Below are 22,803 nucleotides of genomic sequence, written 5' to 3' on the forward strand. Positions count from 1 at the left end.
TAGTGAAATTGTCATTAATAATTAGTAAGGTAGCGTCCACTTTTATTTTTAAGGACAAATAATGAAGCGCATACCTTTTCTGACAACTTTTTTATTATTAAGCTCACTTACTGGCTGTGATGACGATGTAAAAATAGTTGAAAAAGAAGTGGTTGTTACCAACACTGACGTTGAAATTGTTGAAGTACCTACCCCGGTTATTGTTGAAGTAGCTCAAGGCACCAATACGCAACTAGGTACTCGCCCCGACTACTTAATTGACGATATGGCTGACAGCGCACTAAAAACAAAATTAGAATCGTGCAAAGAAGGTCCTTTTTATCGTACTGATTTTTCAATTGGTCACCGCGGTGCTCCAATGCAATACCCAGAACACACTAAAGAATCTTATATTGCAGCCGCTCGCATGGGAGCAGGTGTTGTCGAATGCGATGTCACCTTTACCAATGATAAAGAGCTAGTATGTCGTCATTCTCAGTGCGACTTGCACACCACCACCAATATTTTAGCCATTCCAACATTGGCTGCTAAATGTAGTGAGCCATTTACTCCAGCAAACTCTAACAGTGGCACGCCTGCTTCAGCTAAATGTTGTACCAGTGATATTAGTTTGGCAGAATTTTTAACTCTTGAGGGCAAGATGGATGGCGCAAACACCAGTGCCACCAATGTTAGCGATTACATGAAAGGTACACCCAGTTGGCGCACTGACTTATACGCCACCTCTGGTACACTCATGACCCACAAACAAAGTATTGCACTCTTTAAAGAGCTGGGAGTAAAAATGACCCCAGAGCTTAAATCCCCTCAAGTAAGTATGCCTTTTAACGGTATGACCCAAACGCAATACGCACAAAAAATGCTGGATGAATACACGCAAATGGAGGTACCCGCCTCGCGAGTGTACCCGCAATCATTTAATTTAGCTGACGTAAAATATTGGATTAATACTAATCCTGAATTTGCAGCGCAGAGTGTCTATTTAGATGGGCGCGACAGCAATGCAGGGTTTGATCCAAACAACGCAGCAACATGGCAGCCAAGTATGGCAGAGCTCGTAAACGACGGCGTTAAAATTATTGCGCCACCCATATGGATGCTATTAAGCATAGATAACAACAGTAATATTGTCCCCTCACAGTACGCTATTGACGCTAAAGCCGCGGGGCTTAATATCATTGCATGGAGTCTTGAGCGCTCTGGCCCTCTAAATCAAGGCGGCGGTTATTATTATCAGTCAATTAGTGATGTTATAGATAACGATGGCGATATGTTCACTGTGGTTGATGTGTTAGCGCAAGACGTAGGTGTAATGGGTATCTTTTCCGATTGGCCAGCAACCGTAAGCTACTATGCTAGTTGTAATAACATGCCTGCAAGTATTTAAACTTTAAGGCGTGTTTATTTTATCGCGCTCAGTTACCATATATTTTATATATTATTTAACTGAGCACTTTTATGATCATCCAACACCACCATGCTGACTTGCCTACCCCAACGGGGTTAATGCGCACTACGGTTTATCGCCCACACGCTCACGGGCAATTCCCAGCCATTATTTTTTACTCTGAGATTTTTCAGCAAACCGCGCCTATTGCTCGCAGCGCCGCTATTTTGGCAAGTCATGGTTTTGTGGTACTTGTGCCAGAAGTATTTCATGAGCTTAACCCTATCGGGACAGTGCTTGCTTATGACGATGCGGGTAAAGATAAAGGCAATAACGATAAATGGGCAAAACCGCTTGAATCTCACGACAGCGATACCCAAGCGTTAATCGACTTTGTACAAACACACGATTATTGTACTGGCTCTGTGGGTGCAATGGGTGTTTGTATTGGTGGGCATTTAGCGTATAGGGCCGCATTAAACCCCGCAATAAAAGCTGCTTTTTGCTTATATGCCACTGATATTCATAGCGATACTCTTCCCGCACAAAAAGGGAATAATTCATTTGAACGTATGGCCGATATACAAGGTGAAATCCACTTTATTTGGGGAAAACAAGACCCCCATGTGCCACAACAAGGTCGCGACAAAATTTATCAACAAGCGGTTAGTACGGGTATTAATTACCAATGGCAAGAAGTGAACGCGCAACATGCCTTTATGCGTGATGAAGGCGAGCGGTACGACGCAGCACTTGCTATCACCATGTATCAACAAGCCGTTGCTTTGTTTAACCGAGTGCTTTAAGCGCTATTATTTAAGCATACCTAATGCGGTATGTTGCTTTACAAAATACGCTTTTAAATAATCAATAAACAAACGCAGTTTTTTAGAGCCCGCCGCCCCAGGCGGGAACACCCCATAAAGTTCAATGTCTTTGCTTTTATAATCATCGAGTATAATTTGCAACAAACCCGCTTGTACTTTTGGCCATGCATCATAAAGTGGAATACGACCAATACCATGCCCCGCCTCTACAAACGCAGTGCGTGCAGCAGCGTTATTGGTGCTTAAACTACCTTGCATTGTAATATCGACCTTTTTGCCTTCTTTTTGTAAGGTCAGCGTTTTACTGCCTAATTGATAAACCACCCATTGATGCTTTGCCAACTCATCGGGTGTGGTGGGTTTACCAAAATGCGCAAAATAATCGGGCGCACCACAAATACAGGTACTCATAGTGGTGAGCTTAGTGGCTTGTAAGTTCGAATCGCGCAGTGCAACCCCTCTAATTGCAAAATCAAACCCGTGCTTAATAATATCCACAACGTCATCCGTGAGCTGTAAATCTATATCAATTTTAGGGTACTGACGTTTAAAGGTATTTATTGCCGGTACAATTAACTGCATCCCTACATTTACTGGGCAACTTATTTTTAATAGCCCTTGAGGTTCACTTTTTATATTTTCTATTTGCTGATTAGCGGCATTAGCTTGCTCTGTAATAACACGGCAACGCTCATAATAGGCCATTCCGGCTTCGGTTAACGCCATGGTGCGGGTAGAACGGTTAAGTAGCGTCACTTCGAGCTGTGTTTCTAATTTTTTTAAGTGATAACTCGCTACGGCACGGGTCAGCCCTAATTGTTTTGCCGCTGCAGTTAAGCTGCCCTGCTCTACAATTTGTGCAAATACCACCATACTTTTTAACTGTTCAAACGAGACTTTCATAGGTGCTCCAATGCGGTTTTAACTTCAACCCTCCCATTGTATCAATTATTGAATCAATTAAGTTAAATTTATCATCGTTGTTTAAAGCTCTCTTAGTGCATATAGTATTTATCAAGCAAGATTAATTAATTTAAATCATCATAAGGAATACCTTACATGGCTAAAAAAATACTAATGGTTCTTACATCACATGCAGAGCTTGGTAACACTGGCGAAAAAACTGGTTTTTGGGTAGAAGAATTTGCAGCCCCTTATTACGCATTTATTGATGCAGGTATTGAAGTAACATTGGCTTCTCCAAACGGCGGTCAGCCACCGATTGACCCAACTAGTACACTTGCTGATTTTCAAACTGAGGCAACCAAACGTTACGATGCAGACAGTGGTGCACAAACACTGATGGCAAATACCAAAGTTTTAAGCGAAGTAAACTCTTCTGATTACGACGCCGTATTCTACCCTGGTGGTCACGGCCCTTTATGGGATTTAGTCGATAACACCGATTCTGTATCGCTCATTGAAAGCTTTATTAAAGAGCAAAAACCAGTCGCTGGCGTGTGTCATGCAAGTGCGGTATTTTTAAATGCTAAAGACGCTGATGGCAATGCATTAGTCGCCGGTAAAAAAGTAACGGGCTTTACTAACAGCGAAGAAGCTGCTGTACAACTTACTGACATTGTTCCATTTTTAGTTGAAGACGAACTTATCAAAAAAGGTGGCGATTACCAAAAAACCGATGACTGGGGCGTACTTGCTCTAGAAGATGGTTTATTGATCACCGGTCAAAACCCAGCAAGCTCAGAACTTGCAGCTAAAAAGCTATTAACTAAACTAGGTTAATAGCAGCCAACAACTCAAATCAGCACAGCATTTTATGCTGTGCTTTTTTAATTGCTTTTCATTACCTTATACAATTCCTATACTGGCAACACTTTCGGTAAATTAGGATCACACTATGGCCACTAAACCAAACACGCTTTCACTTATTACCAGTACCCGTTTTGCTATTTTTAGCATTATTATTATTTGTTTTGTATTGCAGCTTATTAATAGCCTACCTGGCATTAATTTAAACGGTTTAGGTATTTATCCAAGAAGTATTCAAGGGTTGGTTGGTATTCTTTGTGCTCCCTTTTTACACGGTAGCTGGTGGCATTTTGCCAGTAATATGTTGCCATTTGCTGTATTAAGCTGGTTAATTTGCCAGTACAGCGTACAGCGCTTTTATAGTGTATTTATATTCACCGCTTTAGTAGGTGGCTTATTAGTTTGGATGTTTGCCCGCAGTAATATTCATGTGGGTCTAAGCGGTGTCATCTATGGTTTGTGGGGATTTATTTTATGCTATGGCATTGTAAGGCGTTCATTTAAATCGATTTTCATCGCTATTATCGTAGCATTTTTATACAGTGGCTTTATCTGGGGCGTATTACCGCAGCGTTTTCATATCTCGTTTGAGAGCCATTTTTTTGGTGCATTAAGTGGATTGTTTTTAGGTTATAAACTAGCAAAAGCAGATAAATTAAAAAATCAGCAAGCAACAACTAAAACACGCGTTTAATAAAGATAGAGGTTATTTATGAGTGAAAACAACGAATACATCCCGCCTAAAGTATGGACATGGGACAGTGAAAGTGGTGGTAAATTTGCTAGTATAAATCGCCCCATTGCAGGCGCTACTCATGACAAAACATTACCGATTGGCGAACATCCATTTCAGCTTTATTCGCTGGCAACACCCAATGGCCAAAAAGTTAGTATTATGTTTGAAGAGCTTTTAGAGCTTGGCTTAACCGATGCCGAATACGATGCGTATTTAATTAATATTGGTGAAGGCGATCAGTTTGGCTCTGACTTTGTTGATATAAACCCGAACTCAAAAATACCCGCGCTGATGGATCATTCAACCACACCGCCAACACGCATATTTGAGTCAGGTGCTATTTTACAATACTTAGGCGAAAAATTTGATGCCTTTATTCCTAATGATCTCAAAGCCAAAACAGAGTGTCGTAACTGGCTATTTTGGCAAATGGGCTCAGCACCTTACTTAGGCGGTGGGTTTGGCCACTTTTACAGTTATGCACCGAGTAAAATGCAATACCCGATTGACCGCTTTACCATGGAAACTAAGCGCCAGCTTGATGTACTAAACCGCCATTTAAGTGACAATGAATACATGGCTGGCAGTAAATATTCAATTGCCGACATTGCTATTTGGCCGTGGTATGGCTCACTGGTTTTAGGTGATCTATACGACGCGGCAGAGTTTTTAGATGTGGCATCTTATACCCATGTGGTTCGTTGGGCTAAACAAGTGGCTGCACGTCCAGGCGTAAAACGAGGTCGTCGCGTTAATCGTACGTGGGGCCCGGAAGAAGAGCAAATGGCAGAGCGCCACACGGCCCAAGACTTTAAATAAAAGTCAAAACAGTTCAATAAGCCAGCTGCTTAGCTGGCTTTTTTATGTCCATTAATAAAAAATATGAATCATATTTCAGTTTCATATTTTATAAAAAATTAAATAATTTCCTTTTAAAACAGGAAAACACGCCAAAATGGACTAACTTTAATAGAAATTACTAATATAAAGTTTATTATGCGATCTTTGGTTTGTGTACTCCTCTTAAGTGTACTTTATATTGCAGCATTTCCTTTAAGTGCACGCAGCGAAGATGTAAAAACATTAACGCTCTACCATGACTCAGACTATTCAAACCATTACGAATCGGCCTATGCAATGAAGATGGGGGTGCTGACTGCTTTAGCAGAGATTAATAATAACGTGCAAGATTATCAGCTCACACTGATTGAAAAAGACAACCGAGGTAATGCGAATCGCAGCTTATTGCACATGCAGCAGTTTCTAAAAGACCCCAATGCACTGGTTTTTATTGGTGGATTGCACTCCCCGCCCTATATAAAAAACAGAGAGTTCATCAATAAAAACAAACTATTACTACTACTGCCTTGGGCTGCAGGAGGGTCTATTACCCGATACCCTAGCGATGATAACTGGGTATTTAGGCTCTCGGTAGATGATACAAAAGCCGGTTATAGAATGGCACAATTTGCAACGCAAACTCTAAATTGCAAAAATCCGCTCTTACTTTTAGAAGACACGCCATGGGGAAAATCAAACAACAACACCATGCTTAAGGCCTTTGGTGATATAAAACCACAAGTAAAATGGTTTAACTGGAACACAAAAATAAATAACGCCAAATTAATGCTACATCAAATAAAAAATACACCTGCAGAGTGTATTTTATTTGTTGGAAATGCCATTGAGGGGGCTGTATTTATAAATGCGATGGCAAGTTTTGCCAAAAATGAACGCCTTCCTATTGTTAGTCATTGGGGAATAACGGGTGGGGGTATTTTTGCCAACGTTGAGCAAGCCATAAAATCAAACTTGAGCTTACATTTTATACAAAGCTGTTTTTCATTTTTAAAAACGCCGCAAACCGCTTTAACTAAAAATGTTATAGCACAAAGCTTATCCCTCAAGCCTACCCCTGTAGCACCCACTGAGTTAATTTCTCCGGCTGGATTTATTCATGCCTACGACTTAACAAAACTATTGTTACAGGGCATATCACAAATAACTTTAACCGATAATACAGAGCACAACAGAGCAAAAATTAAACATGCACTTGAGAACTTAACCATGCCAGTTAATGGCTTAATAAAACAATACCAACGTCCTTTTGCTGTGTGGTCAGCTAATAATATTGATGCCCACGAAGCACTTGGTTTTGACGATTTATGCATGGCAAATTATCAGCCAGATGGAAAAATACACATTATCGAAAACCCAATAGGCAATGTTGAGTAATGCGAGCATTAATAAATAAAAAACTTAAGCTCTCAACAAATAATGCTTTTTATACTTTTTTAGCATTGAGCTTAATATTATCAGTGACTATTTCTTTACTGTTTGTTGGTCATCGCGCAAATACAGCTATTTATGATTTGCAAAGTAAAAGTCTTGAGATTGAATCTAAACTCACCACCAGCTACCTCACACTATTTTTAGAAACAAGAACACAAATTCTTAATGACCTTGCTCGTCAACCTATTTTATCTAACGCCATAATGGGGGCAGACACCTCAAAAGCGCTACTCCAAGATTACCTTTCTCAATATAAAATAATGGGTAGCACCGAAAAAATAACGATTATAAACGTATTAAAAGAGGTGGTTTTTAGTAACGACCCTTTGCTTAACGAGCTGAGTATAATTGAGCAACCATGGATAAATAGCTTACTTGAAGAGCATACAGAAAAGGCGGTGATATTAAATAAGCCAACCAATACCGACCTATTCACCATTGCGGTGCCTATAAAATATAATAACTTTACTGAGGGCGTGCTTATGGTGCAATTTAATACGCCAATGACCCAGTTACTACCGACCGACTTTGACCGTGAAAGCCATGGACTGACTTTAGCAGGCCCATGGGTTTATTATTCTAATTTAAATCAAGATGACGAGTATGTCAGTATTAACCAAAACCTCATTGGCAATACAGATATAACATTAAACTACTACATTACTGCCAATTTAATTGCTGCTAAAACTACTCGCTTCATAATCGATATTGCTATATCAATTATTGTAAGTATGGCTTTATCGTCGTTATTCCTGTTTGTATTTGGTCGGCACTTACTACTAAACCCGTTTAAGCTTTTAGAATCCTCAAGAGAAGCGATAAAGCAAAGTGAAGCGCGTTACGAACTGGCGGTTAAGGGAAGTAATGATGGTATTTGGGATTGGGATATTGTTACAAATGAAGTATATTTTTCTCCCCGTATTAGCGTATTGCTTGGCTACGACGAAAACGATAAAAACGCTTTGCCTCACTGTGCTGATGCACTTTATAAGTTACTTCACCCTGATGATATAACCAAGCATAAAAAGCAAATAGCAAATCACTTAATTAGCAACATTCCCTTTAATTACGATTATAGATTAAAGACTAAATCAGGCGCTTATCGTTATTTTACAGTAAAAGGGATGGCACTGCGCAATGAGCATAATAAAGCAATTAGAATGGCAGGCTCTGTAACTGACATTACTGAGCAAAAACGTTCTCAAAAAGCATTAAAACAAGCAAAAGAGCAAAATGATTTATTAGCGCAGGCAATCGAATCGTGTAATGTGGGTATTTCTATAGCCGATGCGAGTGTGCAAGGCTTTCCTTTAGTCTTTTTAAACTCTGAATTTGAAAAAATAACAGGCTATAGTAAAGAGGAAATGCTAGGAATAAATTGCAGCTTACTTCAAGGGCCAAACACCGATAAGAACGCAATAGATATTATTACTAATGCAATAAAAACATTAAAAACTCAACGTATAGAAATACTAAATTATAAAAAAGATGGCACGGAATTTTGGAATAGCCTACAAATCTCACCTGTTTTTAACGAGCAGCAACAACTCACAGCTTATGTGGGAATTCAGCAAGATATCACTGAGCAAAAAGCAGCGAATCAATTATTAATTGAAGCAAAAGCGGCGGCTGAACAGGCTAACATTGCCAAAAGCGAGTTTTTAGCAGCAATGAGTCATGAAATTCGCACGCCTATGAATGGCGTATTAGGCATGCTTAATTTGATTTTAGATAGCTCATTAAATGAAAAACAACACCATCAGGTAAGCATTGCACTCAATAGTGCAAACTCCTTATTAAATATTATTAACGATATTTTAGACTTTTCAAAAGTGGATGCCGGTAAGCTTGAGCTTGAGGAGTTAGAGTTTAATCTTTGTAACATGCTCGACGATTTTATCGAAACAATAGCAATTCATGCCCACGGTAAAAATATTCCGTTAATGCTAGATATAGAGCATCTTGAATACGCTTTTGTCATTGGTGACGCCGGACGCCTCAAACAAATTTTAACAAACTTAGTAAATAATGCGCTTAAATTTACTCATAAAGGTGAAGTGCAAGTTATTGCTAAACTCACACCGATTAACAATAATCAAATGCGTTTTAACTGCCAAGTAATAGACTCTGGGATTGGTATTTCTGCAGCCCAACAAGCCAAGCTATTTAAATCATTCTCTCAAGTTGACTCTTCAACAACACGAAAATATGGAGGCACGGGCTTAGGCTTAGCGATTGTTAAAAAGTTATGCTACCTAATGGAAGGTGATATACAGGTACAATCTAAAGAAAATAAGGGCAGTAACTTTAGCTTTAATGTTGTTCTAAAACGCAGTAAAAACCCACAAAAAGTATTACCCCCTGTAGATATGTCATCGTTAAATATTTTAATTGTGTGCAGCAATCAAACTCAATCTTCTATCTTACACAAGCAGTTTACTAAATGGGGAGCAACAGCCGTAATCAGCCCATCCGCAAAGCAGGCTGTGCAAATATGTCAGCAATATATCGAAAAACAAAACCTTTGTTTTGATTTAATTATGATTGATATGCAGCTAAGTGACGGCGATGCTTTAACCTTAAGTAAAACCCTTGATAAAGAAGTAGATCTTATGGCTGCGCATGTTGTTTTAATGACCACGGGTGAGCTAAATAAACAGCGCGATTTATATCAAGCGCCTCGGTTTTCAGCCATTGTTACAAAGCCCATAATCACACAAAATCTTTTTAAGATGCTATCGACCTGCTTTAGCGATAAACAGCAAAGTAATAGCAGCCTCATTACTGAGGATTTATCTGACACTCAGCCTTTGTCGAGCGATGATATTGTGTGGGACAAAAGTATTCGTATTTTACTGGTTGAAGATAACAACATTAATCAAATCGTCGCCTCTACCACGCTTAAAAAAATAGGAATTAATAGCATTGATATTGCAGCAAATGGCCAGCACGCGCTCGAATATTTAAAACAAACAACTTCCCATAACCCGTACTCACTCATTTTAATGGATTGCCAAATGCCAGTGATGGATGGTTACCAAGCCATAACCAATATAAGAGTAAATGAAGCTGGAAGTAAAAATCCCCCAATTACTATTATTGCTATGACAGCAAACGCTATGGTAGGCGATAAAGCTAAGTGCTTACAGGTTGGAATGAACGACTATATTTCTAAGCCCATTGCGCAAGACATATTATTTAAAAAACTCCTAAAATGGTTGCCATATGAGCTTAAAAACAATGAGTAAAGTAGATATGTTAACCATATCATCTTAATATATATAGATATTTGTACTTATACAGCGGTAAAATAGAGTGAAAAAACTAACAAAAGAGCAAATTTATAAACGCTTAAATAACGAAGAAGATGCTCGCGCGTGTAAGGCCATTGACGATAACGCATGCCAAGAAGTCCCCGGTAATTTTATTACTTTACTGCTAAGCCAACTGTTTAGTAAGTTTGCTGATGCGCTACTCAATCCCAAAATAACGTTGCCGTGGTTAATGCAAAGCTTAAACGTGCCAGCGAGTTTTATTGCTTGGCTAGTACCTATTAGAGAGTCGGGCTCACTGCTGCCACAGTTAGCTATTGCTGGCTTTATCCGCCAATTGCCTATTCGTAAATGGGTGTGGGTTATTGGCGCTATTGTGCAGTCTTTATGTATTTTGGCTATGGTTGGTGTCGCGTTTACACTTGAGGGCAAGCTTGCGGGTTACGCCATTATTGGTTTATTAATTTTATTTAGCTTAGCTAGAGGGTTTAACTCGGTGGCCGCAAAAGATGTGCTTGGAAAAGTTATTCCTAAGCAACAGCGCGGTAATATTAGTGGCTTAGCTGCCAGTATTGCCGGTTTTGCCACCTTAACGTTTGGCTTGCTTATGTGGTTTTTTTCACAACAAAAAGATCAAAACACCGTCATTATAGCCTTAGCACTCGGTGCAATAATGTGGGTGATCGCGGCTTTTTTTTACAGCCAAATAAATGAATATAAGGGGGCAACCGATGGCGGTGAAAATGGCTTGCTGCATGCACTTTCTAAACTTAAGCTGCTTTATAAAGATAAACAATTTGCCCATTTTGTTATTACGCGTGCGCTACTTTTATGCTCAGCTCTGAGTGCCCCTTTTTATATAGTTTTAGCCAGTAAACAGTCTTTTGAATTTTCTCTGCTTGCCACTTTTATTGCCGTTTCTGGCTTTGCTAGTTTAGTCTCGGCGCCTATTTGGGGCAGGCTCAGTGACTTATCCAGCCAGCGTGTTTTAGTGCTTAGCGCTATATTAGTCACATTTAATGGCTTAGCCGTATTTGTTATTGCCACTTGGTATAGCACACTACTGCTAAATTGGTGGGTTATGCCTATATTGTATTTTTTACTCTCAGTTGCACACCAAGGCGTGCGTTTAGGGCGAAAAACTTACCTTGTTGATATGGCTGAGGGCAATAAACGCACCGATTATGTATCGGTAAGTAACACGGTAATTGGGGTGTTATTACTACTTCTGGGTAGTATAGGTTTACTCGAGGCTTTTTTATCAACCGCTGAGCTAATTTTACTTTACAGTACTCTTGGTTTTTTAGGTGCTATAAGTGCATTCTTTTTACCACAAACCGAATAATAGGTTACCAACATTGCTTTATAACTGTGGGCGCTTTAATGCAAATTTGTCTTTCGTGGTACTAAAATAATCGCCGCCCATTTTACCCACCGCATCTAAACGCGTTGGATCAATATATCCGTTCACTAAAACGGTGTCGTCGAGGAAAATACCCACCACATCTAACAGCATCATTTGCCCACCGCTTGGCTCATCTGAAATAGTAATCACCTCTCGCAACTTACATTCGTAGCGCACTTTTGACGCAGCAACACTTGGTACACTGACTAATTGGCTGGGGGTACGCTGTATATTTGCAGCATCAAATTCACTCACGTCACGTGGATAGTCAGCGCAGCTTTGGTTCATTTGTTCAACAAGCGAATGGCTAACAATATTAACTACGCACTCTTTGGTAGCGAGTAAATTATTTAACGTATCTTTATTTGCATTATCCCGAGGGTTTACCTGCGTGACGCTTAAAACCGGCGGGTTACAACTAGCAACAGTAAAAAACGAATAAGGCGCAATATTAGCAACCCCCTCCTCACTTAACGTGCTTACCCACGCAATCGGTCTTGGGCTTATACCGCCCACTAAGTAGCTATAAACAGAATGATTGCTATTATCGGTTAAATCTAAAAACATGGTTTCTCACTTTTAATCTTAAAAAACTAAATCGGAAAATCGCTACGCTGCGTACAAGTTAAATAATTACTTCATAGCATTTTTAAATAATACATTGAATCCATGCGCATAAAAATAAACATAGTCTGGTTTAAACGTGACTTACGCCTAAGCGATCATCAGCCTTTAAAAAATGCGTTTAGTAACGGCCTGCCTACCCTCTTAATTTATAATTTCGAACCTTTACTGCTTAACGATGCGCATTACAACGAGCGGCATTGGCGCTTTGTATATCAATCTATTTGCGACTTAAACACTCAGTTGGATCGCTTTAACAGCCGCGTATATATATTTAATGAAGATATGCAAACCTTGCTTGAATCGCTTCACTCGCAGTTTGAAATCACAAACCTCTTTAGCCACCAAGAAATAGGGCTAAACAATACCTTTGAGCGTGACATAGCAATTAAAGCCTGGTGCCAACACCATCACATTAACTGGTTAGAGTCGCCAACGGGGGCTGTGATACGTGGCAAAAGAAATCGCAGTAATTGGAACGAGCGCTGGCAACAAACCATGCAAGCACCTATTGCTATACCTAATTGGAAGCAAATAAAACCACTTACTCTTACTGATTATCAAACACCTATACTGCCGAGCGCCTACACGCAAGATAATGAACATTTTCAGCACGGGGGCCCTCGACTTGCCCGTGAAGTAATGCAAAGCTTTTTTGCTGAACGCGGTAAGGGTTATCAAAAAGGAATATCCAGCCCAAGCTTAAGCCGTACACATTGCTCTAGGTTATCGCCCTATTTAGCGTGGGGGAATATCAGCCTGAGGCAAGTGTATCAAATGGCGATTGACGCATACCATAGCACTTCTGCTGATAAAAAAGGGTGGAAGCGCCCACTTGCCGCGTTTGTATCACGCTTGCATTGGCATTGCCATTTTATGCAAAAGTTTGAAAGCGAATGCACCATGGAATTTAAAGCGCTAAATCCGGGTTACCATGCATTTCCGTATCGTGATGACGCCCAGGTTACTAGCGATATTGAACGCTGGGCACAGGGGCAAACTGGTGTTCCTATTATTGATGCCTGCATGCGCTGTTTAAAAGCCACCGGTTATATTAATTTTAGAATGCGCGCTATGCTAGTTAGCTTTGTAACGCATCATTTAAACATCAGCTGGCAACAGGCAAGTTTTCCGCTGGCTAATTACTTTTTAGACTTTGAACCGGGAATTCATTACCCACAAATTCAAATGCAAGCCTCTGTCACCGGTATTAATACCATTCGTCATTACAACCCAATAAAGCAATCGGAGGATCAAGACCCAACCGGTGCGTTTATAAAAAAATGGTGCCCTGAACTTGAAAAGCTCCCCATTGAATATTTACATCAACCTTGGGAGCAAACGCCCATGGAAGCGCTATTTAACGACTTTAAACTAGGTGAAGACTACCCTGAGCCGATGCTTGATTTAACCACCGCCTCAAAAGAAGCCCGCGAACGGCTATGGCAATACCGAGAGCGGCCCGATGTAAAACGCGCCATAGGTAAAATTCTTAAAAAACACGTAGCTCCGACTCAAAAAATCACCCGTGTAAAACGCAAAACTCGCAGTAACAGCAATAAAGAGAACACCTAATTATGGCGCACAAAAAACTTAACTTACCGCAAAAAATTTGCCCAGTATGCAATAAGCCGTTTGCGTGGCGTAAAAAGTGGCAACGAGATTGGGATAACGTTATTTATTGCTCAGAGCGGTGCAAACGCAGCAAATAGCCGCTTATAAAAACCAATACACGCATATTCGCTTTAATCTCACTTTATATCTTACATAGCTGTTATAGTGGTTAACGTTTCAACTTGTTATTCAATGCAAGTTAACACTCTACCCTCTGCCTGCTCAACATTCATTACACCTAGCACAGCTAATTAAAAGAACACCCTTTACCAAGCCTTATTTTACAGCCATGGCGTGAGCTTGCCTGTAAAACCCCTCTTTGTTTGTTAGCGATGTAGCATTATTCGTTTATAAACTCAGCATACTTTAATCAAGGATATAGCATGAGTGAATTAACTATTGGCGTAATTGGAACATCACGTAAAACAGATGAAAGACGCTACCCTATTCATCCTGCGCATTTAATGCGTATACCTGAAAAACTCAGAAAAAATATGATTTTTGAGCAAGGTTATGGCGCGGCATTTAATATGAGCGACGAAGAAATTGCAGCACTGACAGGCGGCATTGCCACCCGCAGTGATATTTTAACCCAATTAGGCACCGTCATTATTGCCAAACCAGTGCTTGCTGATTTACAAGAGCTTAAAGAAGGCGGCACAATTTGGGGCTATGTACATTGCGTACAACAACAAGCAATTACCCAAGCTGCCCTTGATAGAAAACTCACTCTTATTGCCTTTGAAGACATGTTTGTATGGTCACCACAGGGGAATGTGGGCCGTCATACTTTTTATAAAAACAATGAAATGGCTGGTTATTGTGCGGTGTTACATGCTCTGCAACTAAAAGGCATTGATGGCCATTACGGTAATCAACGTAAAACCATTATTTTTAGTTTTGGCGCTGTTAGCCGAGGCGCTATTTATGCATTAAAAGCTCATGGTTTTAGAGATATTACAATTTGTATACAGCGCCCCGATCATGAAGTGCGTGAAGAAGTACTTGATTGTCATTATGTTAAAGTACGCCCAGGCATTGAAGGCGAAGCTCGTATGATAGTGGTTGAGCACGATGGTTCGCAGCGTCCGCTTACTGAGCTTATTAGCGAAGCTGACATTATTGTTAATGGCACCTACCAAGAAACCGCAAACCCCGTCAATTTTGTGATTGAATCTGAAGCCGATTGCTTAAAACCCAATAGCCTTATAATAGATGTAAGCTGTGATGAAGGAATGGGATTCTTTTTTGCAAAGCCAACAACATTTAAACACCCAATGTTTAGCTATAAAACCACGGATTATTACGCGGTTGATCATACCCCTAGCTACTTATGGGAAAGTGCAACGCGCTCTATTTCTGCCGCGCTCATTGTATACTTGCCAACTGTTTTAGCCGGTCCAGAGCAATGGCAAAAAGACGAAACCATTCGCCGCGCTATCAATATTGAACACGGAATAATTAAAAACAACGCTATTTTAGCGTTTCAAAACCGTGAAAGCGCCCCGCCTTATCACCTGCAAATAGCTGATATAACCTAAATTCGGGATAATAAATAATCCCAAACATAACGTGAACCTTGTTTATTAAATTATTTGGCTTCTATTTTGCAACTATCTATGTAAATAACGCTTTTTAGCTGTTTTACCATGTAGTGTTTACAACGTATTGCAAACACTACACGGTATGACTAATTAACCTAAAAAGCCTACACCCTCAACAAGGAGAACATAATGACGATTAAAAAATCTGCAAGTTCAACATGGTCTGGTGATATTAAAAAAGGGAAAGGTTATATCTCAACGCAAAGTGGCGCATTAGATAACCAGCCGTATGGGTTTAATACCCGCTTTGAAGATAAGCCAGGATCAAACCCAGAGGAATTAGTGGGTGCAGCACATAGTGCCTGTTTTGGTATGGCTTTATCGCTGGCACTTGGTGAAGCGGGCTTTACCGCTGAGAACATAAACACCGAAGCAGTGGTTAGTTTAGACGAAGTGGATGATGGCTTTGCCGTGACGCACATTGCCCTTGAAGTAAATGCAACCATTGCTGATATTTCAAATGAGCAATTTCAAGCATTGTGCGAACAAACCAAAAAAGGCTGCCCTATCTCAAAATTATTAAATACTGAGATTTCGCTTAACGCCACACTTAAGTAAATACCGAGTGTATTAAGCTAGGCGCAAAGCGCTTAAAGCTCATGAAAAGTAAGGTTATGCGCATGTAAAAAAGCCATAACCTTATTGCTACTTTTTCATTAATCATAGAAATAAAGGCACTGTTTAATCGCAGTGAGTTACAAAAAGGTTAAACAAAAATAGTTAAATAGATTATGTAAAATATCAATACTTTGTTAGGATTAAGGGCAGGCTTAACCACACCTTATTTTGTAGGTTAAAACAAAGGGTACGATGAATGAATGATAAATCACTAAATTGCGAAAAAGTATCTTGTAGCAATTGCGTTGATTCGAATGAACTAGATTTTGACTTTACCATGGCATTTCAGCCTATTGTAAATTGTCAAAATAATACTATTTTTGGATATGAAGCACTTGTCCGTGGTTTAAATAATGAATCGGCCTACTCTATTATTTCTCGTGTTAACGATACTAACCGCTATACGTTTGATCAGTTATGCAGAATTAAAGCGATTGCACTTGCATCAAAGCTAGGTGTAGATTCGATGCTTAGTATTAACTTTTTACCAAACGCTATCTACAAGCCAGAGCGTTGTATTCGTACCACCCTAGAAGCCGCTAAAAAGTATAACTTCCCTACAACAAATATTATGTTTGAATTTACAGAAGTCGAAAAAATAGAAGACAGCGCACATGTAAAACGTGTTGTGAGCTATTACCAAGAATTAGGCTTTAAAACAGCCACCGATGACTTTGGTTCAGGCTATTCTGGATTAAACCTATTAGCCGATTTTCAAACTGATATTATCAAGCTTGATATGGCGCTGATCAGAGATATCGACAAAGATAAAAATCGCCAGGCAATCGTAACTCACTGTTTAAACATGTTTAGCGCGCTAAATGTTACAGCTCTGGCTGAAGGCATTGAAACCGTTGAAGAATATCAGTGGTTAAAACACGCAGGTATTGAGCTAATGCAAGGTTACTTATTTGCAAAACCAGGGTTTGAATGCTTGCCAGAAGTTGATTTTCAATAGCACACCGTTGCTATAAAAAAACCGCCGTTACGGCGGTTTTTTCGTATTAGATATAGGTTATATATCCAAAATTACATATTCCCCAGCTCTATCATCATTGCGGTATACATACGTAAATTAAGTGCTAATTGCTCAAGGGTAATAAACTCATGTTCTGAGTGCCCTGTGTAGCGTTTGCCCGGCATAGATGGGCCAAACGACACGGCATTATCAAATAGCTTGGCATTTGTACCGCCCCCTATTGAAACAAAATCAGCGTTTTTATCACCCGTATAATGCTTAAAAATATCAAGTAGCTTTTGCGCATGGGGTGCGCTATCTAAAAGCATGGGCGTACCAATGGTGGTTTTAATGTTAGCTAACGTAACCTGATTAGCCGTTTGCCAATTAGCAAGCGCAGTATCAATTTGTTGTTTAAGTAACGTCTCATTTTTACCAACCGGACGGCGAGCATTGACCGCTAAAGTAAGCGCATTACCCTCACGTTCAATAACCGTAGGCGCTACGGTCATTGGCCCCATAAAGTCATGTTCATAAGCAATTTCGCCAAACTGTTTACCGTGAATATCTAAACCAATAAGCTGATTAACAAAATCAATGAGCTGGCCATCACTGTTGTTTTCAAGCTCAACGTCTTTAAATATTTCAGCTAAATAAGCAATGGCGTTAACGCCTGATTCCGGTTCAGATGAGTGGGCCGACATGCCTTTAACACTTATGGCAAGCGCGTTATTTTGCTCTGTAAAATTAAATTCAACTTGCTTAAGTGTGTTAGCTTTTGCTTTTAATTGATTAATTAATGTTTCGTTGGCGTTATGTAGTAATAGGCTGGCATCTTCAGGGATTTGACTGGCAAATGCGCCGCCGATTACATCACTGACATACACACCTGTTTGTGGTGATGTTGCATCAAATGTTGGCGCAATTAAGCTCCAGCCTTTTTCAGCAACCACTACAGGGTATGAGGCATCAATGGTTACCGCATACTTTGGTTGCTGATAAGTTTTCATAAACTCAGTTAACGGCCCCCAGTCAGACTCCTCCGCTAGGTAAATCATTAATTCAATACGGTTATCAAGCGCTATGCCTTTATCTTTTATCGCCTTCATGGCGTACATTGCAGTCGCAATAGCGCCTTTGTCGTCTTCGGTACCACGGCCAACCAACTTACCCACCTCTGAGGTGTCAATAATAAATGGGCTTTGCTTCCATTTGCTGGCATTAGCAGGTTGTACATCGCCATGAGTTACTATGGTTACCTTTTCAGTTTGTTGCCCCATACCAATAAGTACGGTGTAACCTAAATCTTGATAATCAAAACCAAGCTCAGCCGCTTTCATTTTTAGTAACGCTTTAAAGCCAATAAAGTCGGGATTTTGTGGTGCGCTAACATCACTTTTATTGACCGTTGGAAAAGACACCAAATTTGTGAGTGTATGTACTTGCGCACTTTGGTAGGTATTTACAGCGTAATCAGCCACGCTGTCATTAATTTTATTTAATTGTGCATGAGTATTAAAGGCCAATAAAGCGATACTAGCTAAAGCTAACTTTTTCAAAACAAATCCCATTTAATTAACAACCAAGAACCATAATTATAACGCCCTTGTATAATAACAAACAACGCTTTGCGACAGAGCGTAAAACCGCCACTATATTTATCTAACAGCTTTACTAAAGATGCCTGTATAATGCGCACCTTAAAATTACGGGGTTAATCATGAATCGCAGAAAAAAGATCATTACAAAGTTTAATAACAAAGATAAGCGCGCAAATGCAAAATTACATAAAAGTAATAAACCTGCATATGTGTCTAAAGCTGAACGTGAAAAATTAGCATTACTGGCTCAAGAACAGCTAACAGAGTCTATAAACGATGAAACATGTTTATAAATCAATAAAAACAAAAACTTGGAATGAAAGTAAAATAAAAGTTAATAAATAGTTGCAAATTGAACGCCCAACTGTAATATTGAATATTCAGCAACAATGCTGAAACACACCAATAATCACTTAGGAGGCATAAATGAACAAACTATTTATTATCACTCCTAGTGCTCCTCAAGAATGTTCTGTCGACTATCATTTAAGTGAATGGTTCGACGAATAAAAAAACCTGAATAATTTAAAAGCAATAATGCCTCGCAGTAGGAAGGCTTCTATGTAATTAAAATTCAGGTAACAATAATGAAAAGAAAACTCTCAATTCTTAATGGATCACTAGCCGCGTGCATGTTTTTTTCGTTTGCAAGTAATGCTTGTTTAACAAACGAGGTTGAATCAAACGACACTGAAAGCAATGCAAATTCCCCACTTTGTAGTAATACCGCCGTTGCAGGCTCGTTGAGTCGAAATGATACTGATTGGTTTAGATTCGAACTAACGCAAACCGGACCTATTGAAGTTAATCTTGATCATCATACTCGTGATGACTTTGACTGGGCATTATATCAAGAAACGGGGTCGGCCCTAGCCGAAGGGGCGACCAGTAATGTGCCAGAAACAGGCAGTTATAACGCGCAATCAACGGGTACTTATTATGTAAAAGTAACGCGTTACTCGGGTACAGGTTGGTACGATCTAACAGTCAATTTTGGTGAAGGTAGTAACACCGGTGGCGGAAGTGGTAACGATGATTGTGGCTATAGTTCTCGCCCTGCGAAACCAGGTTCATTACAAGCATATTTACAAGGTGGCAGGACTGATTCATGTAGCACATTAACAGCTGATCAAGGTGCTGTATTACTGATGGGTGGTGGCAGCGATGTTGATCAAGCATTTAGTAATCGCGTTGCCAACCATGTTGGCAGCGGTGCCGATGTTGTTGTGCTTAGAACCTCAGGTACTGACGCCTACAACAATTATTTACTGAACTTAATGAATGCCGACTCAGTAGAAACACTGATCATTGATACTCGCAACAAAGCGAATGATGACTATGTTGACTGGGCTATCCGCAGTGCCGAATTTGTATGGATTGCAGGCGGAGACCAATCTGATTATCTTAATCAATGGCAAGGTACAAAAGTACAAACCGCTGTGCAACACGTTTTTGATAAGGGCGGTGTCGTTGGCGGAACGTCTGCAGGCATGGCATTAATGGCAAACAGCGTGTACGACCCAGATGGCGTTGCTGGTGCAGTATCCGATGAAGTAGTCACTGACTTTTGCCATGAGACACTTAACTTCAGCAGTCGCTTTATTAATGTGCCTGTATTAAACAACAGCTTAACCGATACGCACTTCCAAGAACGTGACAGAATGGGGCGCGCCATCGTGTCTTTAGGCCATCACAGCAATCAGTACTTTTCTATTGCAGCCAGTGAGGCAACCTCACTGTTCATCGATGCCTCTGGTACAGGTGTTGTTGACGGCAGTAATGAAATTTACATCTTTAAAGAAACGGCTAATACGCAAAGAGTAACATTGCAATGTGGCAGTGCTGTTAACTATCAAAATGTTAATAGAGTAAAGCTACTACCTGGTGATAATTACAATGTGGTTAGCCACGCTCATAATGGTATGCAACTAGACGTGAGCATTAATGGTAATAACAACAACTTCTACTCCCCTATCAATCCTTATTAATCCCCCCAGTTAAGAGCCCTTTGGGCTCTTTTTTAACTGTCGCAAAAATAATAACTAAATAAACAAAAACCTGATAATTACCTATTCGTTTTATATTCAAGCCACTTTGAAGCCAAAGGGTTAAAATAATGCGTATAAAGGATCGCTACATAGCCAACCACAGCGCTTGCTACTAGCAGCTCAAATATCGCTAAGTAATGTATTTGATTTATAAACTGCATATCCACGTTCATCGTTAGCATCCAATCCGCGAGTTTAAATAACGCTGTAGCACCAATGACCATGGGAAAGGTAAATGCAGCAAACCCTGGGCAAAACCTGCGGCGTAGTAATTTAAAAAATGCCGTATAAATAATGAGTGTCATTAGTATGGCAATACCAAATAACCCCCCAATAATCACTGGTGACGGTTGAGTCACCACAGTGAAATACCCCGCTAACGATAAACTTGCTGGCGCCGCTAAAATAGCCAGTGTAGGCTGTGCAGCATCAGGAATTTGCTCAGCAAATATTATCCGATAAATCATTATCGGCAGCATAACTGCGTACATTAACATGCCAAAATAAAGTGCCCCTTGCGCTAAAAATAGCAGTGCAGGATTACCCGAGAACGCGACATCGGCAACAATAATCCCCACCGGTGGGACAAACCAACTTGGCACCATGTGTTCAATTTTAAACTCACGAACACGATGAATAATAAAGCTCAATAAAAATCCCAAATGCAATAAAAATGCGCCTACCCAAAGCACATCGCCAGCTAATAGGTTAACGTGTCCTAACGAATTAGATACCACCAACGTTGCCATAGCAAAAGTAGGCACCACACTGCCTACAACAGGGTGCGCTAAGTCGGCTTTTAGTAATTGCGGGTGCAGTAAAAATTTTAAGCCAAGTATTAATAATAATACGCTTGCAATTGCCGCCCCAGTGTATTGCGCTGCGCCATTTACATTGAACATATTTTCCCAAGCCCAACCAAGGCTGGCTATGCCTAATGCTAATCCGCCCATTGGGGTGGGTGCGGTTATTACTTTGGCTTTTATATAATTAAACATGTTTATACTCCACACTCACTGTTTATCTTATAAAGAAGTTTAACCTTGCATCTTGTTTAGTTAAATCTAATCATATAGAACACACGTTCAGAAAAACTAAACACCAAGCTCATGAATATTTCTCTTAAACAACTTAAAGTGTTTGTAGGTATTACCCAGCATACAACGCTTAGCGCAGCCTCAGAGCGACTTTACTTGTCTAAAGCGGCACTCAGTATGTCTCTTAGCGAGCTTGAAAAACAATTAGGCCACCCACTGTTTGACCGGGTAAATCATCGCTTAATTTTAAATCAAGAAGGGCAAAAATTACTTCCCCTTGCAGATGAATTACTGCACAGAGCAAATGATATTAATACGCTTTTTTCGTCCCACGCAACAGCCAGCGGTACCTTAAAAATAGGTGCCAGCGATACCATTGGTAATCATGTGTTACCCTCTATACTCAGTGGATTTCGCCAACAACAGCAGCATTATTCTCAGCAGGTTTTTATTTCAAATTCTGAGCTTATTTGTCAAAAACTGCGCGACTTTGAACTCGACATTGCATTAATAGAAGGCCATGCCCAGCAAAGTGACTTAGTCTCAACCGTGTTTAATCAAGACACCATGTGCATTATTGCACCGCTATCCCACCCTTTAGCTAAAAAACCACAGCTTAGTTTTAATGACTTAGCAAACAGTCAATGGGTATTAAGAGAGACCGGCTCTGGCTCACGCTCATTCTTTTTACAAAACCTTGCTACGCATATCGATAATTGGAGTCAAAGCTTTGAGCTCAATACCACAGAGGCATTGATCAACAGCGTTGCAGAAGGGTTAGGGCTGGGATGTTTATCGTCACTCGCGGCACAGTACGCTTTAAACGATGGCCGCGTTACGCAGCTTAACTTAAACCACTCCATGCAAAGACAGTTTTGGTTAGTGATGCATAAAGACAAATACAAAAATCCGCTGCTAACGCAGTTTATAGATTTTTGTCACAAGCAGACTTAAAAAATTAATAGTAATTAACTGTCAGATTCGATTAACCAAAAATCGAATCTGACAGC

Annotated in this window: 20 protein-coding genes; 16 read left to right on the forward strand and 4 right to left on the reverse strand. The window is 40.0% G+C overall.

Features of this window, described 5'->3' with window-relative positions; all coding sequences use genetic code 11:
* Nucleotides 1-61: 61 nt before the first annotated feature.
* Nucleotides 62-1,387 carry a glycerophosphodiester phosphodiesterase family protein gene (locus tag A9479_RS07915; RefSeq protein WP_064663131.1) on the forward strand — a complete coding sequence of 442 codons (1,326 nt, stop codon included), beginning with the start codon at nucleotides 62-64 and terminating at the stop codon, nucleotides 1,385-1,387.
* A gap of 71 nt (nucleotides 1,388-1,458) precedes the next feature.
* Nucleotides 1,459-2,193, forward strand: a complete 735-nt coding sequence (locus A9479_RS07920) for a dienelactone hydrolase family protein (protein ID WP_028835409.1) — start codon at nucleotides 1,459-1,461, stop codon at nucleotides 2,191-2,193.
* A 6-nt stretch (nucleotides 2,194-2,199) separates the two neighbouring features.
* Here the strand turns inward: A9479_RS07920 and A9479_RS07925 are convergent, their stop codons facing one another.
* Nucleotides 2,200-3,117, reverse strand: coding sequence for a LysR family transcriptional regulator (locus tag A9479_RS07925; RefSeq protein WP_033103835.1), 918 nt, complete (start codon nucleotides 3,115-3,117; stop codon nucleotides 2,200-2,202).
* Between the two features lie 156 nt (nucleotides 3,118-3,273).
* Between A9479_RS07925 and A9479_RS07930 the strand changes: the two genes are divergently transcribed.
* From A9479_RS07930 to A9479_RS07955, 6 genes are all read left to right on the forward strand, one after another.
* Entirely contained in the window at nucleotides 3,274-3,957 is a 684-nt protein-coding gene (locus A9479_RS07930) for a type 1 glutamine amidotransferase domain-containing protein (protein ID WP_064663132.1), read from the forward strand.
* Nucleotides 3,958-4,072: 115 nt separating this feature from the next.
* Nucleotides 4,073-4,678: a rhomboid family intramembrane serine protease gene (locus tag A9479_RS07935; RefSeq protein ID WP_024602859.1), complete on the forward strand. Its 606-nt coding sequence runs from the start codon at nucleotides 4,073-4,075 to the stop codon at nucleotides 4,676-4,678.
* Between the two features lie 18 nt (nucleotides 4,679-4,696).
* On the forward strand, nucleotides 4,697-5,539 hold the full coding sequence (gene yghU / locus A9479_RS07940) for a glutathione-dependent disulfide-bond oxidoreductase (RefSeq protein WP_064663133.1): 843 nt from the start codon (nucleotides 4,697-4,699) through the stop codon (nucleotides 5,537-5,539).
* Nucleotides 5,540-5,716: 177 nt separating this feature from the next.
* Nucleotides 5,717-6,955: an ABC transporter substrate-binding protein gene (locus tag A9479_RS07945; RefSeq protein WP_064663134.1), complete on the forward strand. Its 1,239-nt coding sequence runs from the start codon at nucleotides 5,717-5,719 to the stop codon at nucleotides 6,953-6,955.
* Nucleotides 6,955-10,260: a PAS domain S-box protein gene (locus A9479_RS07950; protein ID WP_064663135.1), complete on the forward strand. Its 3,306-nt coding sequence runs from the start codon at nucleotides 6,955-6,957 to the stop codon at nucleotides 10,258-10,260. The genes A9479_RS07945 and A9479_RS07950 overlap by 1 nt, the downstream gene beginning before the upstream one ends.
* Nucleotides 10,261-10,327: 67 nt before the next feature.
* On the forward strand, nucleotides 10,328-11,629 hold the full coding sequence (locus A9479_RS07955) for an MFS transporter (protein ID WP_064663136.1): 1,302 nt from the start codon (nucleotides 10,328-10,330) through the stop codon (nucleotides 11,627-11,629).
* 18 nt (nucleotides 11,630-11,647) lie between these two features.
* Here A9479_RS07955 and A9479_RS07960 read toward each other — a convergent pair whose 3' ends face one another.
* Complete coding sequence (locus A9479_RS07960; RefSeq protein WP_064663137.1) at nucleotides 11,648-12,256, reverse strand: flavin reductase family protein; 609 nt, start codon at nucleotides 12,254-12,256, stop codon at nucleotides 11,648-11,650.
* A gap of 102 nt (nucleotides 12,257-12,358) precedes the next feature.
* Here A9479_RS07960 and A9479_RS07965 point away from each other — a divergent pair, with 102 nt between their 5' ends.
* The 5 genes from A9479_RS07965 to A9479_RS07980 all read left to right on the forward strand — a co-directional run bounded on the left by A9479_RS07965 (nucleotide 12,359) and on the right by A9479_RS07980 (nucleotide 17,107).
* Complete coding sequence (locus A9479_RS07965; RefSeq protein WP_064663138.1) at nucleotides 12,359-13,888, forward strand: cryptochrome/deoxyribodipyrimidine photo-lyase family protein; 1,530 nt, start codon at nucleotides 12,359-12,361, stop codon at nucleotides 13,886-13,888.
* A gap of 2 nt (nucleotides 13,889-13,890) precedes the next feature.
* Nucleotides 13,891-14,025: a DUF2256 domain-containing protein gene (locus A9479_RS19670; RefSeq protein WP_010391223.1), complete on the forward strand. Its 135-nt coding sequence runs from the start codon at nucleotides 13,891-13,893 to the stop codon at nucleotides 14,023-14,025.
* 285 nt (nucleotides 14,026-14,310) lie between these two features.
* The gene (locus A9479_RS07970) at nucleotides 14,311-15,468 is read left to right on the forward strand and encodes a N(5)-(carboxyethyl)ornithine synthase (protein ID WP_064663139.1); all 1,158 of its coding nucleotides are present in this window, start codon (nucleotides 14,311-14,313) and stop codon (nucleotides 15,466-15,468) included.
* 192 nt (nucleotides 15,469-15,660) lie between these two features.
* Nucleotides 15,661-16,089, forward strand: coding sequence for an OsmC family protein (locus A9479_RS07975; RefSeq protein ID WP_013464424.1), 429 nt, complete (start codon nucleotides 15,661-15,663; stop codon nucleotides 16,087-16,089).
* 256 nt (nucleotides 16,090-16,345) lie between these two features.
* The gene (locus tag A9479_RS07980; RefSeq protein WP_058154340.1) at nucleotides 16,346-17,107 is read left to right on the forward strand and encodes an EAL domain-containing protein; all 762 of its coding nucleotides are present in this window, start codon (nucleotides 16,346-16,348) and stop codon (nucleotides 17,105-17,107) included.
* A 71-nt stretch (nucleotides 17,108-17,178) separates the two neighbouring features.
* Here the strand turns inward: A9479_RS07980 and A9479_RS07985 are convergent, their stop codons facing one another.
* Complete coding sequence (locus A9479_RS07985) at nucleotides 17,179-18,666, reverse strand: dipeptidase (RefSeq protein WP_064663162.1); 1,488 nt, start codon at nucleotides 18,664-18,666, stop codon at nucleotides 17,179-17,181.
* A 161-nt stretch (nucleotides 18,667-18,827) separates the two neighbouring features.
* Here A9479_RS07985 and A9479_RS07990 point away from each other — a divergent pair, with 161 nt between their 5' ends.
* Both A9479_RS07990 and A9479_RS07995 read left to right on the forward strand, forming a co-directional pair.
* Nucleotides 18,828-19,001: a DUF2986 domain-containing protein gene (locus tag A9479_RS07990; RefSeq protein WP_064663140.1), complete on the forward strand. Its 174-nt coding sequence runs from the start codon at nucleotides 18,828-18,830 to the stop codon at nucleotides 18,999-19,001.
* Between the two features lie 294 nt (nucleotides 19,002-19,295).
* A complete protein-coding gene (locus A9479_RS07995; RefSeq protein WP_064663141.1) occupies nucleotides 19,296-20,696 on the forward strand; it encodes a pre-peptidase C-terminal domain-containing protein in 1,401 nt (466 codons plus the stop codon).
* Between the two features lie 77 nt (nucleotides 20,697-20,773).
* Here the strand turns inward: A9479_RS07995 and A9479_RS08000 are convergent, their stop codons facing one another.
* Nucleotides 20,774-21,754 (reverse strand): TDT family transporter, encoded by a 981-nt coding sequence (locus A9479_RS08000; protein WP_064663142.1) that lies wholly within the window; start codon nucleotides 21,752-21,754, stop codon nucleotides 20,774-20,776.
* 111 nt (nucleotides 21,755-21,865) lie between these two features.
* On the opposite strand from A9479_RS08000, the gene A9479_RS08005 reads away from it, so the two are divergent.
* Entirely contained in the window at nucleotides 21,866-22,747 is an 882-nt protein-coding gene (locus A9479_RS08005) for a LysR family transcriptional regulator (protein WP_064663143.1), read from the forward strand.
* The last annotated feature ends 56 nt before the right edge of the window (nucleotides 22,748-22,803 follow it).

Source organism: Pseudoalteromonas sp. MQS005 (assembly GCF_001661605.1).
Lineage (GTDB): Bacteria > Pseudomonadota > Gammaproteobacteria > Enterobacterales > Alteromonadaceae > Pseudoalteromonas > Pseudoalteromonas tetraodonis.